Annotated in this window: 12 protein-coding genes and 1 pseudogene; 12 read left to right on the top strand and 1 reads right to left on the bottom strand. The window is 61.1% G+C overall.

The genetic code is table 11. The features are described from left to right. Positions 1–48: 48 nt before the first annotated feature. From AC4PS7_RS19350 to hemE, 11 genes and pseudogenes are all read left to right on the top strand, one after another. Positions 49–195: a hypothetical protein gene (locus AC4PS7_RS19350; RefSeq protein ID WP_021492324.1), complete on the top strand. Its 147-nt coding sequence runs from the start codon at positions 49–51 to the stop codon at positions 193–195. Positions 196–218: 23 nt separating this feature from the next. Then, positions 219–872 (top strand): type IV pilus biogenesis protein PilM, encoded by a 654-nt coding sequence (gene pilM, locus AC4PS7_RS19355; RefSeq protein ID WP_021492323.1) that lies wholly within the window; start codon positions 219–221, stop codon positions 870–872. Beyond that, positions 869–1,423, top strand: coding sequence for a PilN domain-containing protein (locus AC4PS7_RS19360; RefSeq protein WP_010213760.1), 555 nt, complete (start codon positions 869–871; stop codon positions 1,421–1,423). The genes pilM and AC4PS7_RS19360 overlap by 4 nt, the downstream gene beginning before the upstream one ends. Continuing rightward, on the top strand, positions 1,420–2,379 hold the full coding sequence (locus AC4PS7_RS19365) for a pilus assembly protein PilP (RefSeq protein WP_305436877.1): 960 nt from the start codon (positions 1,420–1,422) through the stop codon (positions 2,377–2,379). The genes AC4PS7_RS19360 and AC4PS7_RS19365 overlap by 4 nt, the downstream gene beginning before the upstream one ends. Positions 2,380–2,517: 138 nt before the next feature. After that, positions 2,518–3,774: pseudogene (locus tag AC4PS7_RS19370) on the top strand (type IV pilus secretin PilQ); the annotation flags it as partial. A 4-nt stretch (positions 3,775–3,778) separates the two neighbouring features. After that, a complete protein-coding gene (gene aroK / locus AC4PS7_RS19375) occupies positions 3,779–4,297 on the top strand; it encodes a shikimate kinase AroK (protein ID WP_010213757.1) in 519 nt (172 codons plus the stop codon). Between the two features lie 125 nt (positions 4,298–4,422). Then, positions 4,423–5,523: a 3-dehydroquinate synthase gene (aroB, locus tag AC4PS7_RS19380; RefSeq protein WP_021492321.1), complete on the top strand. Its 1,101-nt coding sequence runs from the start codon at positions 4,423–4,425 to the stop codon at positions 5,521–5,523. 10 nt (positions 5,524–5,533) lie between these two features. Next, the gene (locus AC4PS7_RS19385) at positions 5,534–7,105 is read left to right on the top strand and encodes an SPOR domain-containing protein (protein ID WP_010213754.1); all 1,572 of its coding nucleotides are present in this window, start codon (positions 5,534–5,536) and stop codon (positions 7,103–7,105) included. A 353-nt stretch (positions 7,106–7,458) separates the two neighbouring features. Beyond that, complete coding sequence (gene gltB, locus AC4PS7_RS19390) at positions 7,459–11,904, top strand: glutamate synthase large subunit (protein WP_069672821.1); 4,446 nt, start codon at positions 7,459–7,461, stop codon at positions 11,902–11,904. 32 nt (positions 11,905–11,936) lie between these two features. Beyond that, positions 11,937–13,355 carry an FAD-dependent oxidoreductase gene (locus AC4PS7_RS19395; protein WP_010213750.1) on the top strand — a complete coding sequence of 473 codons (1,419 nt, stop codon included), beginning with the start codon at positions 11,937–11,939 and terminating at the stop codon, positions 13,353–13,355. Positions 13,356–13,737: 382 nt separating this feature from the next. Further along, positions 13,738–14,805 carry a uroporphyrinogen decarboxylase gene (hemE, locus tag AC4PS7_RS19400; protein WP_010213749.1) on the top strand — a complete coding sequence of 356 codons (1,068 nt, stop codon included), beginning with the start codon at positions 13,738–13,740 and terminating at the stop codon, positions 14,803–14,805. 122 nt (positions 14,806–14,927) lie between these two features. Here hemE and AC4PS7_RS19405 read toward each other — a convergent pair whose 3' ends face one another. After that, complete coding sequence (locus tag AC4PS7_RS19405; RefSeq protein WP_420820065.1) at positions 14,928–16,142, bottom strand: MFS transporter; 1,215 nt, start codon at positions 16,140–16,142, stop codon at positions 14,928–14,930. Positions 16,143–16,326: 184 nt separating this feature from the next. On the opposite strand from AC4PS7_RS19405, the gene AC4PS7_RS19410 reads away from it, so the two are divergent. Then, positions 16,327–17,220 (top strand): LysR family transcriptional regulator, encoded by an 894-nt coding sequence (locus tag AC4PS7_RS19410; protein WP_010213746.1) that lies wholly within the window; start codon positions 16,327–16,329, stop codon positions 17,218–17,220. Positions 17,221–17,741 lie beyond the last annotated feature (521 nt).

Here is a 17,741-nt window from a genome sequence, read left to right on the forward strand (position 1 = left end):
GGCTTTTGGATTTCCAGAGAAAAGAATGAGTTAGGCCTCGGGGCATGCATGGCAAACGATGGATCGACCCGAGCTGCAGATAAAAAGCGGGAAAAAACGCTGGGCATTAAAGCATTTTTCGACTTGGGGCGTCATTCGCACCTGTTCAACAAGTCGACCGAATGCATGGCGCCCAGCGGCAATCAGGCGGTATGACAGACAAAGCTTTAGGGAGTTTTATGGGAAAAGGATTTTTCACGGGAAAAGCTCGCACCTTGCTGGGTGTCGACATCAATGACACGGCCATCCGCTTGATCGAGCTGGGCCGTTCACCTTCAGGTTTCAACATTCAAGGCTACGTCACGCAGGCGTTGCCGGCGCAAACGGTGGTCGACGGCACACTCCTTGATCTTGAAGGCGTAGGGCGCGCTTTGCGCAGCGCGTGGTCGCGGTTGTCGACATCGGTTCGTGGCGCTGCCGCTGCCGTGGCCGGGCCCTCGGTGATCACGCGGATGATTGATCTGGAAGCCGGCCTCACCGACGATGAGATGGCCTGGATGATCCAGATGGAGGCAGACCAGTACATTCCTTATCCGCTGGATGACGTGGCTATCGACTTTCAAGTGCGTGGGCCGACGGCCCTGGACCCGAACCGGGTCGAGGTATTGCTGGCCGCCTGCTTGAAGGAACAAGTGGAAGCCCGCGAGGCGGTTTTGGCCTTGGCGGGGCTGGTGCCGAAGGTGATCGATGTCGAAGCGTTTGCATTGGCGCGCGCTTGCAGTCAGGATTTCGCCAGCTTCACGCCGAGTCATCGCGTCGATGGTGCACAATGGGCCGTGGATGCCCAGGGGATGGGAATTGCTTGCGGGTTGGCCCTGAGGAGTTTCGCTTGAAGACACGAATCAACCTACTGCCTTGGCGCCAGGCGCTGGCAGAGCGGCGACGCAAGTATCTACTGGCGTGCTTGCTGGCGTTCGCCTGTGCGGCGCTCGCGGCCGTTTGGCTGGCGGACCAGGTGATCGACCGGGCCATCGATCGTCAAGTGACCCGCAATGACCATCTGGGCAAGGAGATCGTTGGCCTGGATTCACGCATCAAGACCATCGACGATCTGCAGGAGCAAAGCCAGCAGTTGGCGCAACGCATGAAAGTCGTTCAAGACCTGCATGATGCCCGCTCGTCCGGTGCTCAACTGTTGGACCAACTGGCGCGCGCGGTCCCCGACGGCGTGCACCTGCATGAGGTGGTGGCCAAGGGGGATACGGTCAGTATCAGCGGCAGCGCTGAATCCAGCCAGGACATCGCTCAATTGATGCGCCGCCTGGAAGCCGCGGAAGGCGCCCATTCCACTCGGTTGCAGCATGTGCGAACGGATGGCGCGCGCGGCAACAATCAATTCCAGCTGATGGTGCGTCAGGGAGAGTCCTCCGAGGCTCAACCTTGAGCCTGCCAAGGCTCAATCTTTCTGCACTCACTTACAACGCTGCAAAATGGTCCCTACCTGGCAAGGCCCTGTTGGGTTGTGCGCTGGCGGGCGTGGTGTTTGTGGTGGGCGACCTTGTGTACCTGAGCCCTTCGCGGGAACGGTTGCACCAGGTCGAGGCGCGGGAAGTGGCCCTGCAGCAGCAAGTCGCACAAAAGACTGGGCTGGCCGCCAGCCTTGCAGCGCGTACGCAGCAGCTCCAACTGATGCAAGCGAAGGTCGACGAACGTTTGCAGGCGTTGCCTGGCGAGTCCGAGATGCCTGGTTTGCTGGAAGACATCGCGCGTCTGGCGCTGGCCAACGGGTTGGTGGTCGAGAGCGTCACGCCTTTGGATGCGTTGTCCAGGTCGTTCTTTCACGAACAACCCGTGCAGGTCGGCGTCGCGGGGGCTTATCACGACCTGGCGATGTTCCTGGCGGGCCTGGGTGGCCTGTCGCGCATCGCCACGGTGCACGATGTGGTGCTTCGGCGTGACGGCAAGCGGTTGCGCCTTGACGTGCTGGCCAAGACTTACTGGCATGCGCAGGGCGGTGGGCGGCTTGTACAGCGGCAGCCCTTTGCCTACGACTCGTCCGCGTTGCGTGATCCATTTCACCGGCTTGCGGTGCGGGTCGATCATTTGATGGGGCGACCGGCCCGTGCGCCGGACTTTGCCCGGCCACGTGGCGTGCTGGAAAACCTTGCAGTGGACCAGTTTGAAATGGTTGGCACGCTGTCTCGTGGGGGGCAGGTTTTTGCTCTGCTACGTGCCTCGTCCAAGGTGCATCGCCTGACGGTCGGGGACTACCTGGGGCCGGACCATGGCCGAGTCACAGCCATTCATGAGCGCTCCATAGAACTGGTCGAGCTGCTTCCCGATGGTCAGGGGGCATGGCTGGAACGCCCGCGAACCCTGGTGCTAAACATCAACTCATAACGGAATCAAACAATGAAAAGGACTTTCTCGTCCTTCGGTGTGGCGCTATGGATAGCGTTCACGGCACCGATGGCTGCTGCTGTGCCCAATCGTGTAGATCTGATCCAGTTGCCGCCTCCCGGCGGCACCACGCTGAGCGCCTACACAGGCGACAAGCTCAGCCTCAACTTCCAGAGCATCGAGTTGCGCACGGCGTTGCAACAAATTGCCGATGTGGCGGGCCTCAATCTGGTTGCCAGTGACGATGTGCAGGGTTCGATCACCCTGCGCCTCAAGGATGTGTCCTGGGATCAGGCGCTGGACCTGGTGCTGCAAGCCAAGGGCCTGGACAAGCGGGTGAAGGCCGGCGTGTTGTTGGTGGCGCCGGCCGAGGAACTGGCTGCGCGCGAGCTGCTCACGCTGGAATCGCGAAAGCAGATGGCCGAGCTGGCGCCGTTGCGCCGCGAGCTGCTGCAAGTCAATTACGCCAAGGCGGCAGACCTGGCCAAGTTGTTCCAGTCGGTCACCGGCCTTGAGGGCGTGACCGATGAGCGTGGTTCGGTGGCGGTGGATGATCGCACCAACAACATCATCGCCTATCAGACTGTCGAGCGACTGGAGGAACTGCGACGGATCGTGGCGCAGCTGGATATTCCCGTGCGCCAGGTGATGATCGAGGCGCGGATTGTCGAGGCCAATGTCGATTACGACAAAAGCCTGGGCGCGCGCTGGGGTGGGCGGCTCAATCGGGGTAACTGGGGCGCGGGTGGCATTGCGAAACCTCCGCCTGAGGGCGCCGCACCGCCGGAAAACCCACCCCCATCACCTTTTGTGGACTTGGGATCACTCACCGGCACCTCGGGCCTGGGCATTGCCTATATCACCGACAACCTGTTGCTGGACCTGGAGCTCACCGCCATGGAGAAAACCGGCAACGGCGAAATCGTCTCGCAACCCAAGGTGGTCACTTCCGACAAAGAAACCGCACGCATCCTCAAGGGCACCGAGATTCCCTACCAGGAATCCAGCTCCAGCGGCGCTACGTCAGTGTCGTTCAAGGAGGCCTCGCTGTCGTTGGAAGTCACCCCGCAGATCACCCCCGATGACCGCGTGATCATGGAGGTCAAGGTCACCAAGGATGAGCCCGACTACTTGAACAAACTCAACGACGTGCCGCCGATCAAGAAGAACGAGGTCAACGCCAAGGTATTGGTCAAGGATGGCGAGACCATCGTGATCGGCGGAGTTTTCTCCAATACCCAGAGCAAAGTGGTAGATAAAGTGCCATTTTTGGGCGATGTGCCGTATCTTGGCCGCCTTTTCCGGCGCGATGTGCTGGCGGAGAAAAAATCCGAGCTGCTGGTATTCCTGACTCCGCGTATTATGAATAACCAGGCGATTGCTGTGAGTCGTTGATTCTGTGCGAAATTTGATTCTTGTAGGACCGATGGGGGCTGGAAAAAGCACCATCGGCCGTTTGCTGGCCAAAGAGCTGCGCCTGCCGTTCAAAGATTCCGACAAGGAAATTGAATTGCGCACGGGTGCCAATATCCCATGGATCTTCGATAAGGAAGGCGAACTGGGCTTTCGTGACCGCGAGCAGGCGATGATTGCCGAGCTGTGCGGCTGCGATGGCGTGGTATTGGCGACCGGCGGCGGTGCGGTGATGCGCGATGAAAACCGCCGCGCGTTGCATGCCGGTGGTCGGGTGGTCTATCTGCATGCCTCGGTCGAGCAGCAGGTGGGCCGCACCGCCCGCGATCGCAATCGTCCGTTGCTGCGCACGGCCAACCCGGAGAAAACCCTGCGGGACCTGCTCACGCTGCGCGATCCGCTGTATCGGGAAATCGCCGATCTGGTGGTGGAAACCGATGAGCGGCCACCCCGGATGGTGGTCCTCGACATTCTTGAGCGCCTGCAACGGCTGCCACCCCGTTAAAGCCCGGCTCGAAATGCGCTATTCTCGGCGGCGCGCTATCACCCTGTGGGGTGTGGCGTAGAGCCATCAGGTGACGTCAGATCTTGACGTCGTCGGTCGTCACTCCATCTCTAACGCGGGGACACATGCAGACACTTAAGGTCGATCTAGGCGAGCGCAGCTACCCGATCCATATTGGCGAAGGTCTGCTGGACCAGCCCGAGTTGCTCGCACCGCATATTGCCGGGCGGCAAGTGGCGATCATCTCCAACGAAACGGTCGCGCCGCTGTATCTTGAGCGTCTGAGCCGCAGCCTGGCGGCGTATTCGGTGATCTCGGTGATCCTGCCCGACGGCGAAGCCCACAAGAACTGGGAAACCCTGCAACTGATTTTTGATGGCCTGCTGACTGCACGCCATGATCGCCGTACTACTGTGATCGCCCTAGGCGGCGGTGTAATCGGCGATATGGCCGGTTTTGCGGCGGCCTGCTACCAGCGCGGCGTGGACTTTATCCAGGTGCCGACCACCTTGCTGTCCCAGGTCGATTCGTCGGTGGGCGGCAAGACCGGCATCAACCACCCGCTGGGCAAAAACATGGTGGGCGCGTTCTACCAGCCTCAAGCCGTGCTGATCGACACCGCGACCCTCAACACCTTGCCGCCGCGCGAGCTGTCGGCGGGCTTGGCGGAAGTCATCAAGTACGGGTTGATCTGCGACGAGCCCTTCCTGACCTGGCTGGAAGAACATGTGGATGCCCTGCGCAACCTGGACCAGGCGGCACTCACTGAAGCGATTTCGCGCTCCTGCGCCGCCAAGGCGCTGGTGGTGAATGCCGACGAACGGGAGTCCGGTGTGCGGGCCACCTTGAACCTGGGCCACACCTTCGGCCATGCGATCGAAACGCACATGGGCTATGGTGTGTGGTTGCATGGAGAGGCTGTAGCGGCTGGCACGGTGATGGCGTTGGAGATGTCGCAGCGTCTGGGCTGGATCAGCGCCCAGGAGCGTGATCGTGGCATCCGCCTGTTCCAGCGCGCCGGTTTGCCGGTCATTCCGCCGGAGGAGATGACTGAGGCGGATTTCCTCGAACATATGGCAATAGACAAGAAAGTGATCGACGGTCGACTGCGACTGGTGCTGCTGCGCCACATGGGCGAAGCAGTGGTGACCGACGATTATCCGAAAGAGATTTTACAGGCCACGCTGGGAGCGGATTACCGCGCCCTGGCCCAGCTTAAAGGTTAATAAGATCCCGATGACTAGTTTGCATGCCGACGAGGCGTTCCTCGGCCATTACCAGTTAAGCCACGACCCTTTTGCTCCACGGGTGCCTGGCTTCAAATTTTTCCCGGCCCAGCGCAAGCCAGTGCTCGGCCAACTGCACCACCTCGCGCGATACAGCCAACTGCTGCTGGTCGTGACCGGCCCGTTGGGCAGCGGCAAGACCCTGCTGCGCCAGGCCCTGGTGGCCAGTACCAACAAGCAGTCGGTACAGAGCGTGGTGGTATCGGCCCGTGGTGCCGGGGATGCGGCGGGCGTGCTGCGTCAGGTTGCCCAGTCCCTGGACGTGGCCACTGCCGAGCCAAACGCGATCCTCAAGCAGGTGGTACAACTGGGCCTGACGGGCCAGGAAGTCTACCTGCTGGTGGATGACGCCGAGCAGCTCGACGAATCCGCCCTGGAAGCGCTGCTGGCGCTGGCGGCGGGTACGCCGGAAGGTCGCCCGCACGTATTCCTGTTTGGCGAGTCGTCGCTGATCGCCGATCTTGAGCAGATCAGCGGTGATCAGGAGCTGTTCCACGTCATCGAATTGCAGCCGTACGAAGAGGAAGAAACCCGCGAATACCTGGCTCAACGCCTGGAAGGCGCAGGGGCGGGTATCGAACTTTTCTCCGCTCAGCAGATCTCTGATATTCACGAAAGCTCCGACGGCTGGCCTGGCACCATCAACCAGGTTGCCCGCGATGCCATGATCGAAGCCATGATTGCCAGCCGCACTGCGGTCAAGCGTCCAAAGATGGGGTTCACAATGCCTAAGAAACACGTATTGGCTATTTCCGCCGTTGTTGTGGTCGCTGTCGCCGCCGCCTGGTTGATCCCAGGTCGCAGCAAGGCACCGACCACCGCCGGCGCGCCAACCGAACAGGCGCAGTTGCCACTGGGCAAGCCCACACCAAATGTTGAATTCGCCAACTCCGGTCAACCGACCAACCTGCCGATGGTCGGCCAGCCTGTGATGCGTGGCCCCCTTGCAGAAGAAGCCGGTGGCATCTCCGAAGGCGACGACGGCGTGCCGGTGGAAGGCTCCAGCGCGACACCGCCAACCGTGACCACCACTGCACCGCCTGCGGGCGTGCCAGCGGGTCAGCCGGCCGCCAAGCCGACCCCCGCGCCTACCCCTGCGCCGACCGTCGCCACCGCCAAGCCTGCGCCTGTGACCAAGCCGGTTGCGCCTGCGCCAACCGTCAAGCCTACCCCGGCTCCAGCGGCCAAGCCGGCTGAAAAACCGGCCGCCACTGTTGCCAAAGCGGGTGCCGCTGGCAGCAGCTGGTACGCCAGTCAGCCTTCCGGCAACTTCGTGGTGCAGATCCTGGGTACCAGCTCCGAGGCCAACGCCCAGGCGTTCGTGAAAGAGCAGGGCGGCGAGTACCGTTATTTCAAGAAAGTGCTCAACGGCAAGCCTCTCTACGTGATCACCTACGGCAACTTCTCCAGCCGTGCAGCAGCCGATTCTGCGATCAAAGCCTTGCCAGCGAAGGTTCAGGCTGGTAAACCTTGGCCTCGCACTGTTGCCAGCGTTCAACAAGAACTCGCAACAACTCGCTGAAGATCCGGCGGCCTTACCCAGGCCGCCCTCCCGGCACCTCAAAAAATAACCGCAAGTGCGTGCAGTCTCTAGAGACCGCGCGCTTTGTGGTGTCTGCGTCACAGTAGCTTTTGAGTCGTAGCGGTCAGAATTAAAAAAGTTTTGACTAGCACAGCATATCGCTTTAAACCTTTCATAAATGCGACATAGATTTGCGAAATTTCGTCGCTAAATTTGTGAGCGTCTGTGTCGGTGTGTACAATGACCTCCCTTTTGCCCCCGCTAAGCCGGCGTACGTTCGGCGTGGAAGGTAACCGGTTGAATTGAAAAGAAATTTGCCTCGATATAAGAGGCAGCCTGGTGAGAAAGTGTCTATGAAAGCAGGTCTGTACCAACCCGATGAATTCAAGGATAACTGTGGTTTCGGCCTGATAGCCCATATGCAGGGCGAACCCAGTCATACCCTTTTGCAAACGGCCATCGAGGCCCTGACCTGCATGACCCACCGCGGTGGGATCAACGCCGACGGCAAGACCGGTGACGGTTGCGGCTTGCTGATTCAAAAGCCCGACCAGTTCCTGCGTGCTGTCGCAAAAGAGCAATTTGCGGTCGACCTGCCCAAGCAGTACGCCGTGGGCATGGTGTTTTTCAACCAGGACCCGGTCAAAGCCGAAGCCGCTCGCGAGAACTTGAACCGCGAGATCCTGGCCGCCGGCCTGCAGCTCGTCGGCTGGCGCAAAGTGCCGATCGATACCAGCGTGCTCGGCCGCCTGGCCAATGAGCGCCTGCCGCAGATCGAACAAGTGTTCATCGCGGGCGAAGGCCTGAGCGACCAGGACATGGCGATCAAGCTGTTTACCTCGCGTCGTCGCTCGTCCGTGGCCAACGCGGCCGACACCGACCACTACATCTGCAGCTTTTCCCACAAGACCATCATTTATAAAGGCCTGATGATGCCGGCGGACCTCACCGCCTTCTATCCAGACCTGAGCGATGAGCGCCTGCAAACCGCAATCTGCGTGTTCCACCAGCGCTTCTCCACCAACACCCTGCCGAAATGGCCGCTGGCCCAGCCATTCCGCTTCCTCGCCCACAATGGCGAGATCAACACCATCACCGGCAACCGCAACTGGGCCGTGGCCCGTCGCACCAAGTTCGCCAACGACCTGATGGACCTGGAAGAGCTCGGCCCATTGGTCAACCGTGTGGGTTCTGACTCGTCCAGCATGGACAACATGCTCGAACTGATGGTCACCGGTGGCATCGACCTGTTCCGTGGCGTGCGCATGATCATTCCGCCGGCGTGGCAGAACGTCGAGACCATGGACCCGGACCTGCGTGCATTCTACGAGTACAACTCGATGCACATGGAGCCGTGGGACGGCCCGGCCGGCGTGGTCATGACCGACGGTCGCTACGCGGTGTGCCTGCTCGACCGTAACGGTCTGCGCCCGGCGCGTTGGGTCACCACGACCAACGGCTTCATCACCCTCGCGTCGGAAATCGGCGTGTGGAACTACAAGCCGGAAGACGTCATCGCCAAAGGCCGTGTCGGTCCTGGCCAGATCCTTGCCGTGGACACCGAAACCGGTCAGATCCTCGACACCGACGCTATCGACAATCGCCTGAAGTCCCGTCACCCGTACAAGCAATGGCTGCGCAAGAACGCCCTGCGCATCCAGGCGACCATGGAAGACAATGACCACGGTTCGGCGTTCTACGACGTCGATCAGCTCAAGCAGTACATGAAGATGTACCAAGTCACGTTCGAAGAGCGTGACCAGGTGCTGCGCCCGCTTGGCGAGCAAGGCTACGAGGCGGTCGGCTCCATGGGCGACGACACGCCGATGGCTGTGCTGTCCCAGCGCGTGCGCACGCCGTACGACTATTTCCGTCAGCAGTTCGCCCAGGTGACCAACCCACCGATCGACCCGCTGCGTGAAGCCATCGTGATGTCGCTGGAAGTGTGCCTCGGTGCCGAGCGCAACATCTTCCAGGAATCGCCTGAGCACGCCTCCCGCGTGATCCTCAGCTCGCCAGTGGTCTCGCCGGCCAAGTGGCGCTCGCTGATGACCCTGGAGCGTCCAGGGTTCGACCGCCAGATCATCGACCTGAACTACGACGAGAGCCTCGGCCTTGAAGCCGCTGTGCGCAACGTCGCCGACCAGGCCGAAGAGGCCGTGCGCGCCGGTCGTACCCAGATCGTGCTGACTGACCGTCACATCGCGCCGGGCAAACTGCCGATCCACGCGTCCCTGGCCACCGGCGCAGTGCACCACCGCCTGACCGAAAAAGGCCTGCGCTGCGACTCCAACATCCTCGTGGAAACCGCCACTGCCCGCGACCCGCATCATTTTGCGGTGCTGATCGGCTTCGGCGCTTCGGCGGTGTACCCGTTCCTCGCGTACGAAGTGCTGGGTGACCTGATCCGCACCGGTGAAGTGCTGGGCGACCTCTATGAGGTGTTCAAGAACTACCGTAAAGGCATCACCAAGGGCCTGCTGAAGATCCTGTCGAAGATGGGCATTTCCACCGTCACGTCTTACCGCGGTGCTCAATTGTTCGAAGCGATCGGCCTGTCCGAAGAAGTCTGCGACCTGAGCTTCCGTGGCGTGCCAAGCCGTATCAAAGGCGCGCGTTTCGTCGACATCGAAGCCGAACAGAAAGCCCTCGCGGCCGAAGCCTGGAGCGCGCGCAAGCCGATCCAGCAAGGCGGTCTGCTCAAGTTCGTGCACGGTGGTGAATACCACGCGTACAACCCGGACGTGGTCAGCACCCTGCAAGCCGCCGTGCAGCAGGGCGACTACGCCAAGTTCAAGGAATACACCGCGTTGGTGGACAACCGTCCGGTGTCGATGATCCGCGACCTGTTCAAGGTAAAAACCCTGGACACGCCGCTGGCCATCAGCGAAATCGAGCCGCTGGAATCGATCCTCAAGCGCTTCGACTCCGCCGGTATCTCCTTGGGCGCCTTGTCGCCTGAGGCCCACGAAGCCTTGGCCGAAGCCATGAACCGCCTGGGTGCGCGTTCCAACTCCGGCGAAGGTGGTGAAGACCCGGCGCGCTACGGCACTATCAAGAGCTCGAAAATCAAGCAGGTCGCGACCGGCCGTTTCGGCGTAACCCCGGAATACCTGGTCAACGCTGAAGTGCTGCAGATCAAGGTGGCCCAGGGCGCCAAGCCCGGTGAAGGCGGCCAGCTGCCAGGCGGCAAGGTCAACGGCCTGATCGCCAAGCTGCGTTATGCGGTACCGGGCGTGACGCTGATCTCGCCTCCGCCGCACCACGACATCTACTCGATTGAAGACTTGTCGCAGCTGATTTTCGACCTGAAACAAGTCAACCCGCAGGCCTTGGTCTCGGTGAAACTGGTGGCAGAAGCCGGCGTGGGCACCATCGCCGCCGGTGTGGCCAAAGCCTATGCCGACCTGATCACCATCTCCGGTTACGACGGCGGCACCGGCGCTTCGCCGCTGACCTCCATCAAGTACGCGGGCGCTCCGTGGGAACTCGGCCTGGCTGAGACCCACCAGACCCTGCGCGGCAACGACCTGCGCGGCAAGGTGCGTGTGCAGACCGACGGTGGCCTGAAAACCGGCCTCGACGTGATCAAGGCAGCGATCCTCGGTGCCGAAAGCTTCGGCTTCGGTACTGCGCCGATGATCGCCCTGGGCTGCAAATACCTGCGCATCTGCCACCTGAACAACTGCGCCACTGGCGTTGCGACTCAGAACGAGAAGCTGCGCAAGGATCACTACATCGGCACCGTCGACATGGTGGTGAATTTCTTCACCTACGTCGCCGAAGAGACCCGTGAGTGGCTGGCCAAGCTGGGTGTGCGTTCCCTCGAAGAACTGATCGGGCGTACCGACCTGCTGGACATCCTTGAAGGCCAGACCGCCAAGCAGAATCACCTGGACCTGACGCCGCTGTTGGGCAGCGACCACATCCCGGCAGACAAGCCACAATTCTGCCAGGTGGACCGCAACCCACCGTTCGACAAAGGCCTGTTGGCCGAGAAGATGGTCGAGATGGCTTCTTCCTCGATCAACGACGCCAGCGGTGGCGAATTCGCCCTGGATATCTGCAACTGCGACCGCTCCATCGGCGCACGCATCTCCGGCGAAATCGCACGCAAGCATGGCAACCAGGGTATGGCGAAAGCGCCGATCACCTTCCGCTTCAAGGGCACGGCGGGCCAGAGCTTCGGCGTGTGGAACGCCGGCGGCCTGCACATGTACCTGGAAGGCGATGCCAACGACTACGTGGGCAAGGGCATGACCGGTGGCAAGCTGGTGATCGTTCCGCCTCAAGGCAGCGTCTACAAGACCCAGGACAGTGCCATCATCGGCAACACCTGCTTGTACGGCGCCACCGGTGGCAAGCTGTTCGCCGCCGGCACTGCTGGTGAACGTTTCGCCGTGCGTAACTCCGGTGCCCACACCGTGGTGGAAGGCACGGGCGATCACTGCTGCGAGTACATGACCGGGGGCTTCGTCGCGGTACTGGGCAAGACCGGTTACAACTTCGGTTCGGGCATGACCGGCGGTTTCGCCTACGTGCTCGACCAGGACAACACCTTCGTCGACAAGGTCAACCACGAGTTGGTCGAGATCCAGCGGATCAGCGGCGAAGCCATGGAATCCTACCGGAACCACTTGCAGCACGTGCTGGACGAGTACGTCGAGGAGACCGGCAGCGAATGGGGTCGTAACCTCGCCGAGAACCTCGATGATTACCTGCGTCGTTTCTGGCTGGTCAAGCCCAAGGCTGCCAACCTGAAATCGTTGCTTTCCAGCATCCGTGCCAACCCGCAGTGATATGCGCCTGAAGAGTTTGATGAGGTTTTAACATGGCTGAACGTCTGAATAACGACTTCCAGTTCATCGATGTCGGGCGCAAAGATCCGAAGAAGAAACTGTTGCGTCAACGCAAGAAAGAGTTCGTGGAGATCTACGAACCCTTCAAACCCCAGCACTCGGCCGACCAGGCCCACCGCTGCCTGGGTTGCGGTAACCCGTATTGCGAATGGAAGTGCCCGGTGCACAACTTCATTCCCAACTGGCTCAAGCTGGTGGCCGAGGGCAACATCCTCGCCGCCGCCGAGCTGTCGCACCAGACCAACACCCTGCCGGAAGTGTGCGGCCGGGTGTGCCCGCAGGACCGTCTGTGCGAGGGTGCGTGCACCCTCAACGACGGCTTCGGCGCGGTGACCATCGGTTCGGTGGAGAAGTACATCACCGATACCGCGTTCGCCATGGGCTGGCGTCCGGACATGTCCAAGGTCAAGCCGACCGGCAAGCGTGTCGCGATCATTGGCGCGGGCCCGGCGGGCCTGGGCTGTGCCGACGTGCTGGTGCGGGGTGGCGTGACCCCGGTGGTGTTCGACAAGAACCCGGAAATCGGCGGCCTGCTGACCTTCGGCATCCCCGAGTTCAAGCTGGAAAAAACCGTACTGAGCAACCGTCGAGAAGTGTTCACCGGCATGGGCATCGAGTTCCGCCTGAACACCGAGATCGGCAAAGACGTGACCATGGAGCAACTGCTCGAAGAATACGATGCCGTGTTCATGGGCATGGGCACCTACACCTACATGAAGGGCGGCTTTGCCGGTGAGGACCTGCCAGGCGTGTATGACGCGCTCGACTTCCTGATCGCCAACGTGAATCGCAACCTGGGCTTCGAAAAGTCGCCGGAAGACTTCGTCGACATGAAGGGCAAGAAGGTTGTGGTGCTGGGCGGTGGCGACACCGCGATGGACTGCAACCGGACGTCGATTCGCCAGGGCGCCAAGTCGGTGACCTGTGCGTATCGTCGTGACGAAGCGAACATGCCGGGCTCGCGCAAAGAGGTGAAGAACGCCAAGGAAGAAGGCGTGAAATTCCTTTACAACCGCCAGCCGATTGCGATTGTCGGTGAAGACCGCGTCGAAGGCGTGAAGGTGGTCGAGACCCGTCTCGGCGAACCGGACGCCCGTGGCCGTCGCAGCCCCGAGCCGATCCCGGGTTCCGAAGAGATCATCCCGGCCGACGCCGTGGTCATCGCTTTCGGTTTCCGCCCAAGCCCGGCGCCGTGGTTCGAGCAGTTCCAGATCCAGACCGACAGCCAGGGCCGCGTCGTCGCCCCGGAACAAGGCCAGTACAAGCACCAGACCAGCAACCCGAAAATCTTCGCCGGTGGCGACATGGTGCGCGGGTCTGACCTGGTGGTGACGGCGATCTTCGAAGGCCGCAATGCCGCCGAAGGGATCCTGGACTACCTGCAAGTCTGACCCTGATTCCAGGTTGAAATGGGATCAAATGTGGGAGCGGCGGTTCGACTTGCTCGCGAATGCGGTTTATCAGTCACCAGATGTATCGACTGACCCACCGCGTTCGCGAGCAAGCCCGCTCCCACATTGGTTTGTGTGTATTCAATAAAGTCATGGGTTGAAATGGGATCGAATGTGGGAGCTGGCTTGCCTGCGATAGCAATCGTGAATTCACCACCGCCATCGCAGGCAAGCCAGCTCCCACACAAACCCCGTTCCACAGTGGGGTTTGCGTCGCCAGTCATTGCGACAAATTGACCCGATAGACAAAAGGCACGGCTCACTCCGTGCCTTTTGCGTCCGGCTCTGAGAAAATGCCCGTACTTTTTTTGCGGATGCCGACATGACTGCCCTCAAGAACGACCGTTTCCTTCGTGCCCTGCTCAAGCAACCTGTGGACGTCACCCCTGTGTGGATGATGCGCCAAGCCGGTCGCTACCTGCCGGAGTACCGCGCCAGTCGCGCCCATGCCGGCGACTTCATGAGCCTGTGCATGAACCCGGAGTTCGCCTGCGAAGTCACGATGCAGCCGCTGGACCGCTACCCACAACTGGACGCGGCCATCCTCTTTTCCGACATCCTCACCATCCCTGACGCCATGGGCCAAGGCCTGTACTTTGAAACCGGCGAAGGTCCGCGTTTCAAGAAAGTCGTCAGCACCCTGGCCGATATCGAAGCGCTGCCGATCCCTGATCCGCACAAAGACCTCGGTTACGTGATGGACGCCGTGAGCACTATCCGCCGCGAGCTTAACGGCCGCGTGCCGCTGATCGGCTTCTCCGGCAGCCCTTGGACCCTGGCCACCTACATGGTCGAAGGCGGCTCGTCGAAAGACTTCCGCAAGACCAAGGCCATGCTCTACGACAACCCGCAAGCCATGCACCTGCTGCTGGACAAGCTGGCGCAGTCGGTCACTTCCTACCTCAACGGACAGATCATGGCCGGCGCGCAAGCGGTGCAGATCTTCGACACCTGGGGTGGCAACCTGTCGGCGGCGGCCTACCAGGAGTTCTCCCTGGCCTACATGCGCAAGATCGTCAGCGGCCTGATCCGTGAACACGAAGGCCGTAAAGTGCCGGTCATCCTGTTCACCAAAGGCGGTGGCCTGTGGCTGGAGAGCATTGCCGACGCCGGTGCTGACGCCCTTGGCCTGGACTGGACCTGCGACATTGGCGAAGCCCGCCGTCGCGTTGGCGGCCAGGTCGCGCTGCAAGGCAACATGGACCCGACCGTGCTGTATGCCAAGCCGGAAGCGATCCGCACCGAAGTTGGCCGCATCCTCGCCAGCTACGGCAAGGGTACCGGGCATGTATTCAACCTGGGCCATGGCATTACGCCGGAAGTGAATCCGGAGCATGCCGGCGCGTTCCTGCGCGCGGTGCATGAACTGTCCGCGCAATACCACGAATAACACGCAAAACAAATGTGGGAGGAGCGGGCTTGCTCGCGAATGCGGAGTGTCAGTTGATACAGTCATGCCTGATACACTGCATTCGCGAGCAAGCCCGCTCCCACATTTAAAGCAGCACCGTATCAGGCCTTCACATTCCCCAACGGCGGCAACTTCGCCAACTTCAACGCCACCAGCAACGCACCCATCAACAGCGCCACGATAAACGCGCCGATGCCGTTCCACCCGGCAAAGTGCCAGAAGAACCCGCCCGCCGTTCCGGCAATACTCGACCCCACGTAGTAGCAGAACAGGTACAGCGACGATGCCTGCCCCTTCGCCTTGACCGCGCGGCGGCCGATCCAGCTGCTGGCCACCGAGTGGGCGCCGAAGAAGCCGAAGGTAAAGATCAGCATGCCCGGCACCACCAGCCACAGTGGGCTGAACAGGGTCAGGAGCATGCCGGCGAGCATCAGCACAATGGTGGCCCACAGCACGCGGCGGCGACCGAGGCGGTCGGCCAGGGAGCCGATTTTCGCCGAACTGTAGATACCCGAGAGGTACACCAGCGACAGCAGGCCGACCACGGCTTGGCTCAGGTCGTAGGGATCGGCCAGCAGGCGATAGCCGATGTAATTGAACATCGTCACGAACGCGCCCATCAGCAGGAAGGCTTCGAGGAACAGCCACGGCAGGCCCGCATCCTTGAAGTGCATGACAAAGCCGTCCACCAGGCTACGCGGCTTGAGACTGCTGGCGCGGAAGTTGCGCGATTCGGGGAGGATTTTCCAGAACACCGTGGCGGCGATCAGCGCCAGGGCGCCGATGATCAACATTGCGGTGTGCCAGCTGACGAAGTCGATCAACACGCCGATGATCAGGCGCCCGCTCATGCCGCCAATCGCGTTGCCACCAATGTAGAGGCCCATGGCCAGGCCGATGTGCTGCGGGTGGATCTCTTCGCTCAGGTAGGTCATGGCCACGGCGGCCAGGCCGCTCAGCGACAGGCCCACCAGTGCGCGCATGAATAGAATCCCTTCCCAGGACGGCATCAAACCACTGGCAATCGTCGCGAACGCCGCGCAGAACAACGCGGCGACCATCACCGGTTTACGTCCCAGGGTGTCGGAAATCGGCCCGGTAATCAGCAGGCCCAGCGCGAGCATCGCGGTGGACACGGACAGGATCAGACTACTCTGCGCGGCATTGATGGAAAACTCGTGGGACAGCGCCGGCATCATCGGCTGCACGCAATACAGCAGGGCAAAGGTGGCGAACCCCCCGGAGAACAGCGCCAGCACCGTGCGCATGAACATCGGCGTGCCTTTTTCGATGTACGCGTCATTGAGCTGGGCCACTACCTCATCGAGGGCAGTGGGCGGGACTTCTTGAGCAAGTGGAGCGACAGCAGAATTCACGGGGACCTCGGGGAGGAAGAGCGTGCCAGGACCGGCCATGCAAAAAAGAATATAGCTGGCTAATGATTCTTTCCAATATATTGTTCGACCTGTTTGATAGTTTTTACGACCTAATGAGGTTTGCATGGAATTGCGTCACTTGCGGTACTTCATTGCCGTCGCCGAAGAACTGCACTTTGGCCGGGCTGCGCAGGTGCTAGGCATCTCGCAGCCGCCGCTGAGTCAGCAGATACAGGCGCTGGAGCAGGAGGTGGGCGCGCGGTTGTTCGAGCGTACCAATCGTCGGGTCGAGCTGAGCGAGGCGGGGCGTTTGTTCCTGCACGAGGCGCGGTTGGTGCTGGCGCAGGTGGACAAGGCGGCGGATGTAGCGCGCCGGGCGCAGCTGGGTGAGCTGGGTGAATTGAAGATCGGCTTCACGTCATCGGCACCGTTTAACTCCAGCATTCCCCAGGCGATCTTTGCATTTCGCCAGGCGTTCCCGGCGGTGCATCTCAATCTGCAAGAGATGAGCAGCACCGAGGTGGCCGAGTCGCTGGTGGACGAGTCGATTCAGGTGGGCTTGATGCGCCCCCTGCCGTTGCCGGACTCACTGAGTGTGGTCGAGTTGATGCGCGAACCGCTGGTGGCCGTCATGAACGCTGGCCACCCGTTGGTAGCAGGCAGTGAGCGTGGCCTGCACCTGGCGCAGTTGGCGGAAGAACCATTCGTGTTTTTCCCGCGCAGCTACGGCAGTGGACTCTACGCGCAGTTGCTCAGCCTGTGCCGAGACGCCGGTTTCAGCCCGCATTTTGCCCAGGAAGCGGGGGAGGCGATGACCATCATCGGTCTGGTCGCGGCGGGGTTGGGCGTGTCGGTGCTGCCCGCGTCTTACCAGCGCATACGGATTGACGGAGTGGTGTATCGCACCTTGCTGGACCCTGAGGCAGTGACATCAGTATGGCTGGTGCAGCGAAAAGGCGCGCAGACGCCGATGGCTGCGGCGTTTGTGGAGTTGTTAACGCGTAAATCCGCTCAGTAAGAACGTGTACTTCAACGCGAAGCAGATCGAATGGAAGCTGTCGAGCTTTAGCGAGGCTGCGAAAGGATCACCGCGCCGTATCTGCAAGACCGCAGCGCCTGCATCGCAGCCTCGCTAAAGCTCGACAGCTCCCACCTTTGTTCGTCGCAGTTTTCCAGCTGTGGTTGCTTCAGGCATATGCCCGAGTTCCCGAAAGGGGCTTGTGAGACGCCGATGGCTGCGGCGTTTGTGGAGTTGTTAACGCGTAAATCCGCTCAGTAAGAACGTGTACTTCAACGCGAAGCAGATCGAATGGAAGCTGTCGAGCTTTAGCGAGGCTGCGAAAGGATCACCGCGCCGTATCTGCAAGACCGCAGCGCCTGCATCGCAGCCTCGCTAAAGCTCGACAGCTCCCACCTTTGATCGTCGCAGTTTTCCAACTGTGGTTGCGTCAGGCATATGCCCGAGTTCCCGAAAGGAGCTTGTGAGACGCCGATGGCTGCGGCGTTTGTAAAGTTGTTAACGCGTAAATCCGCTCAGTA

Source organism: Pseudomonas sp. DW-iso3 (genome assembly GCF_058725305.1).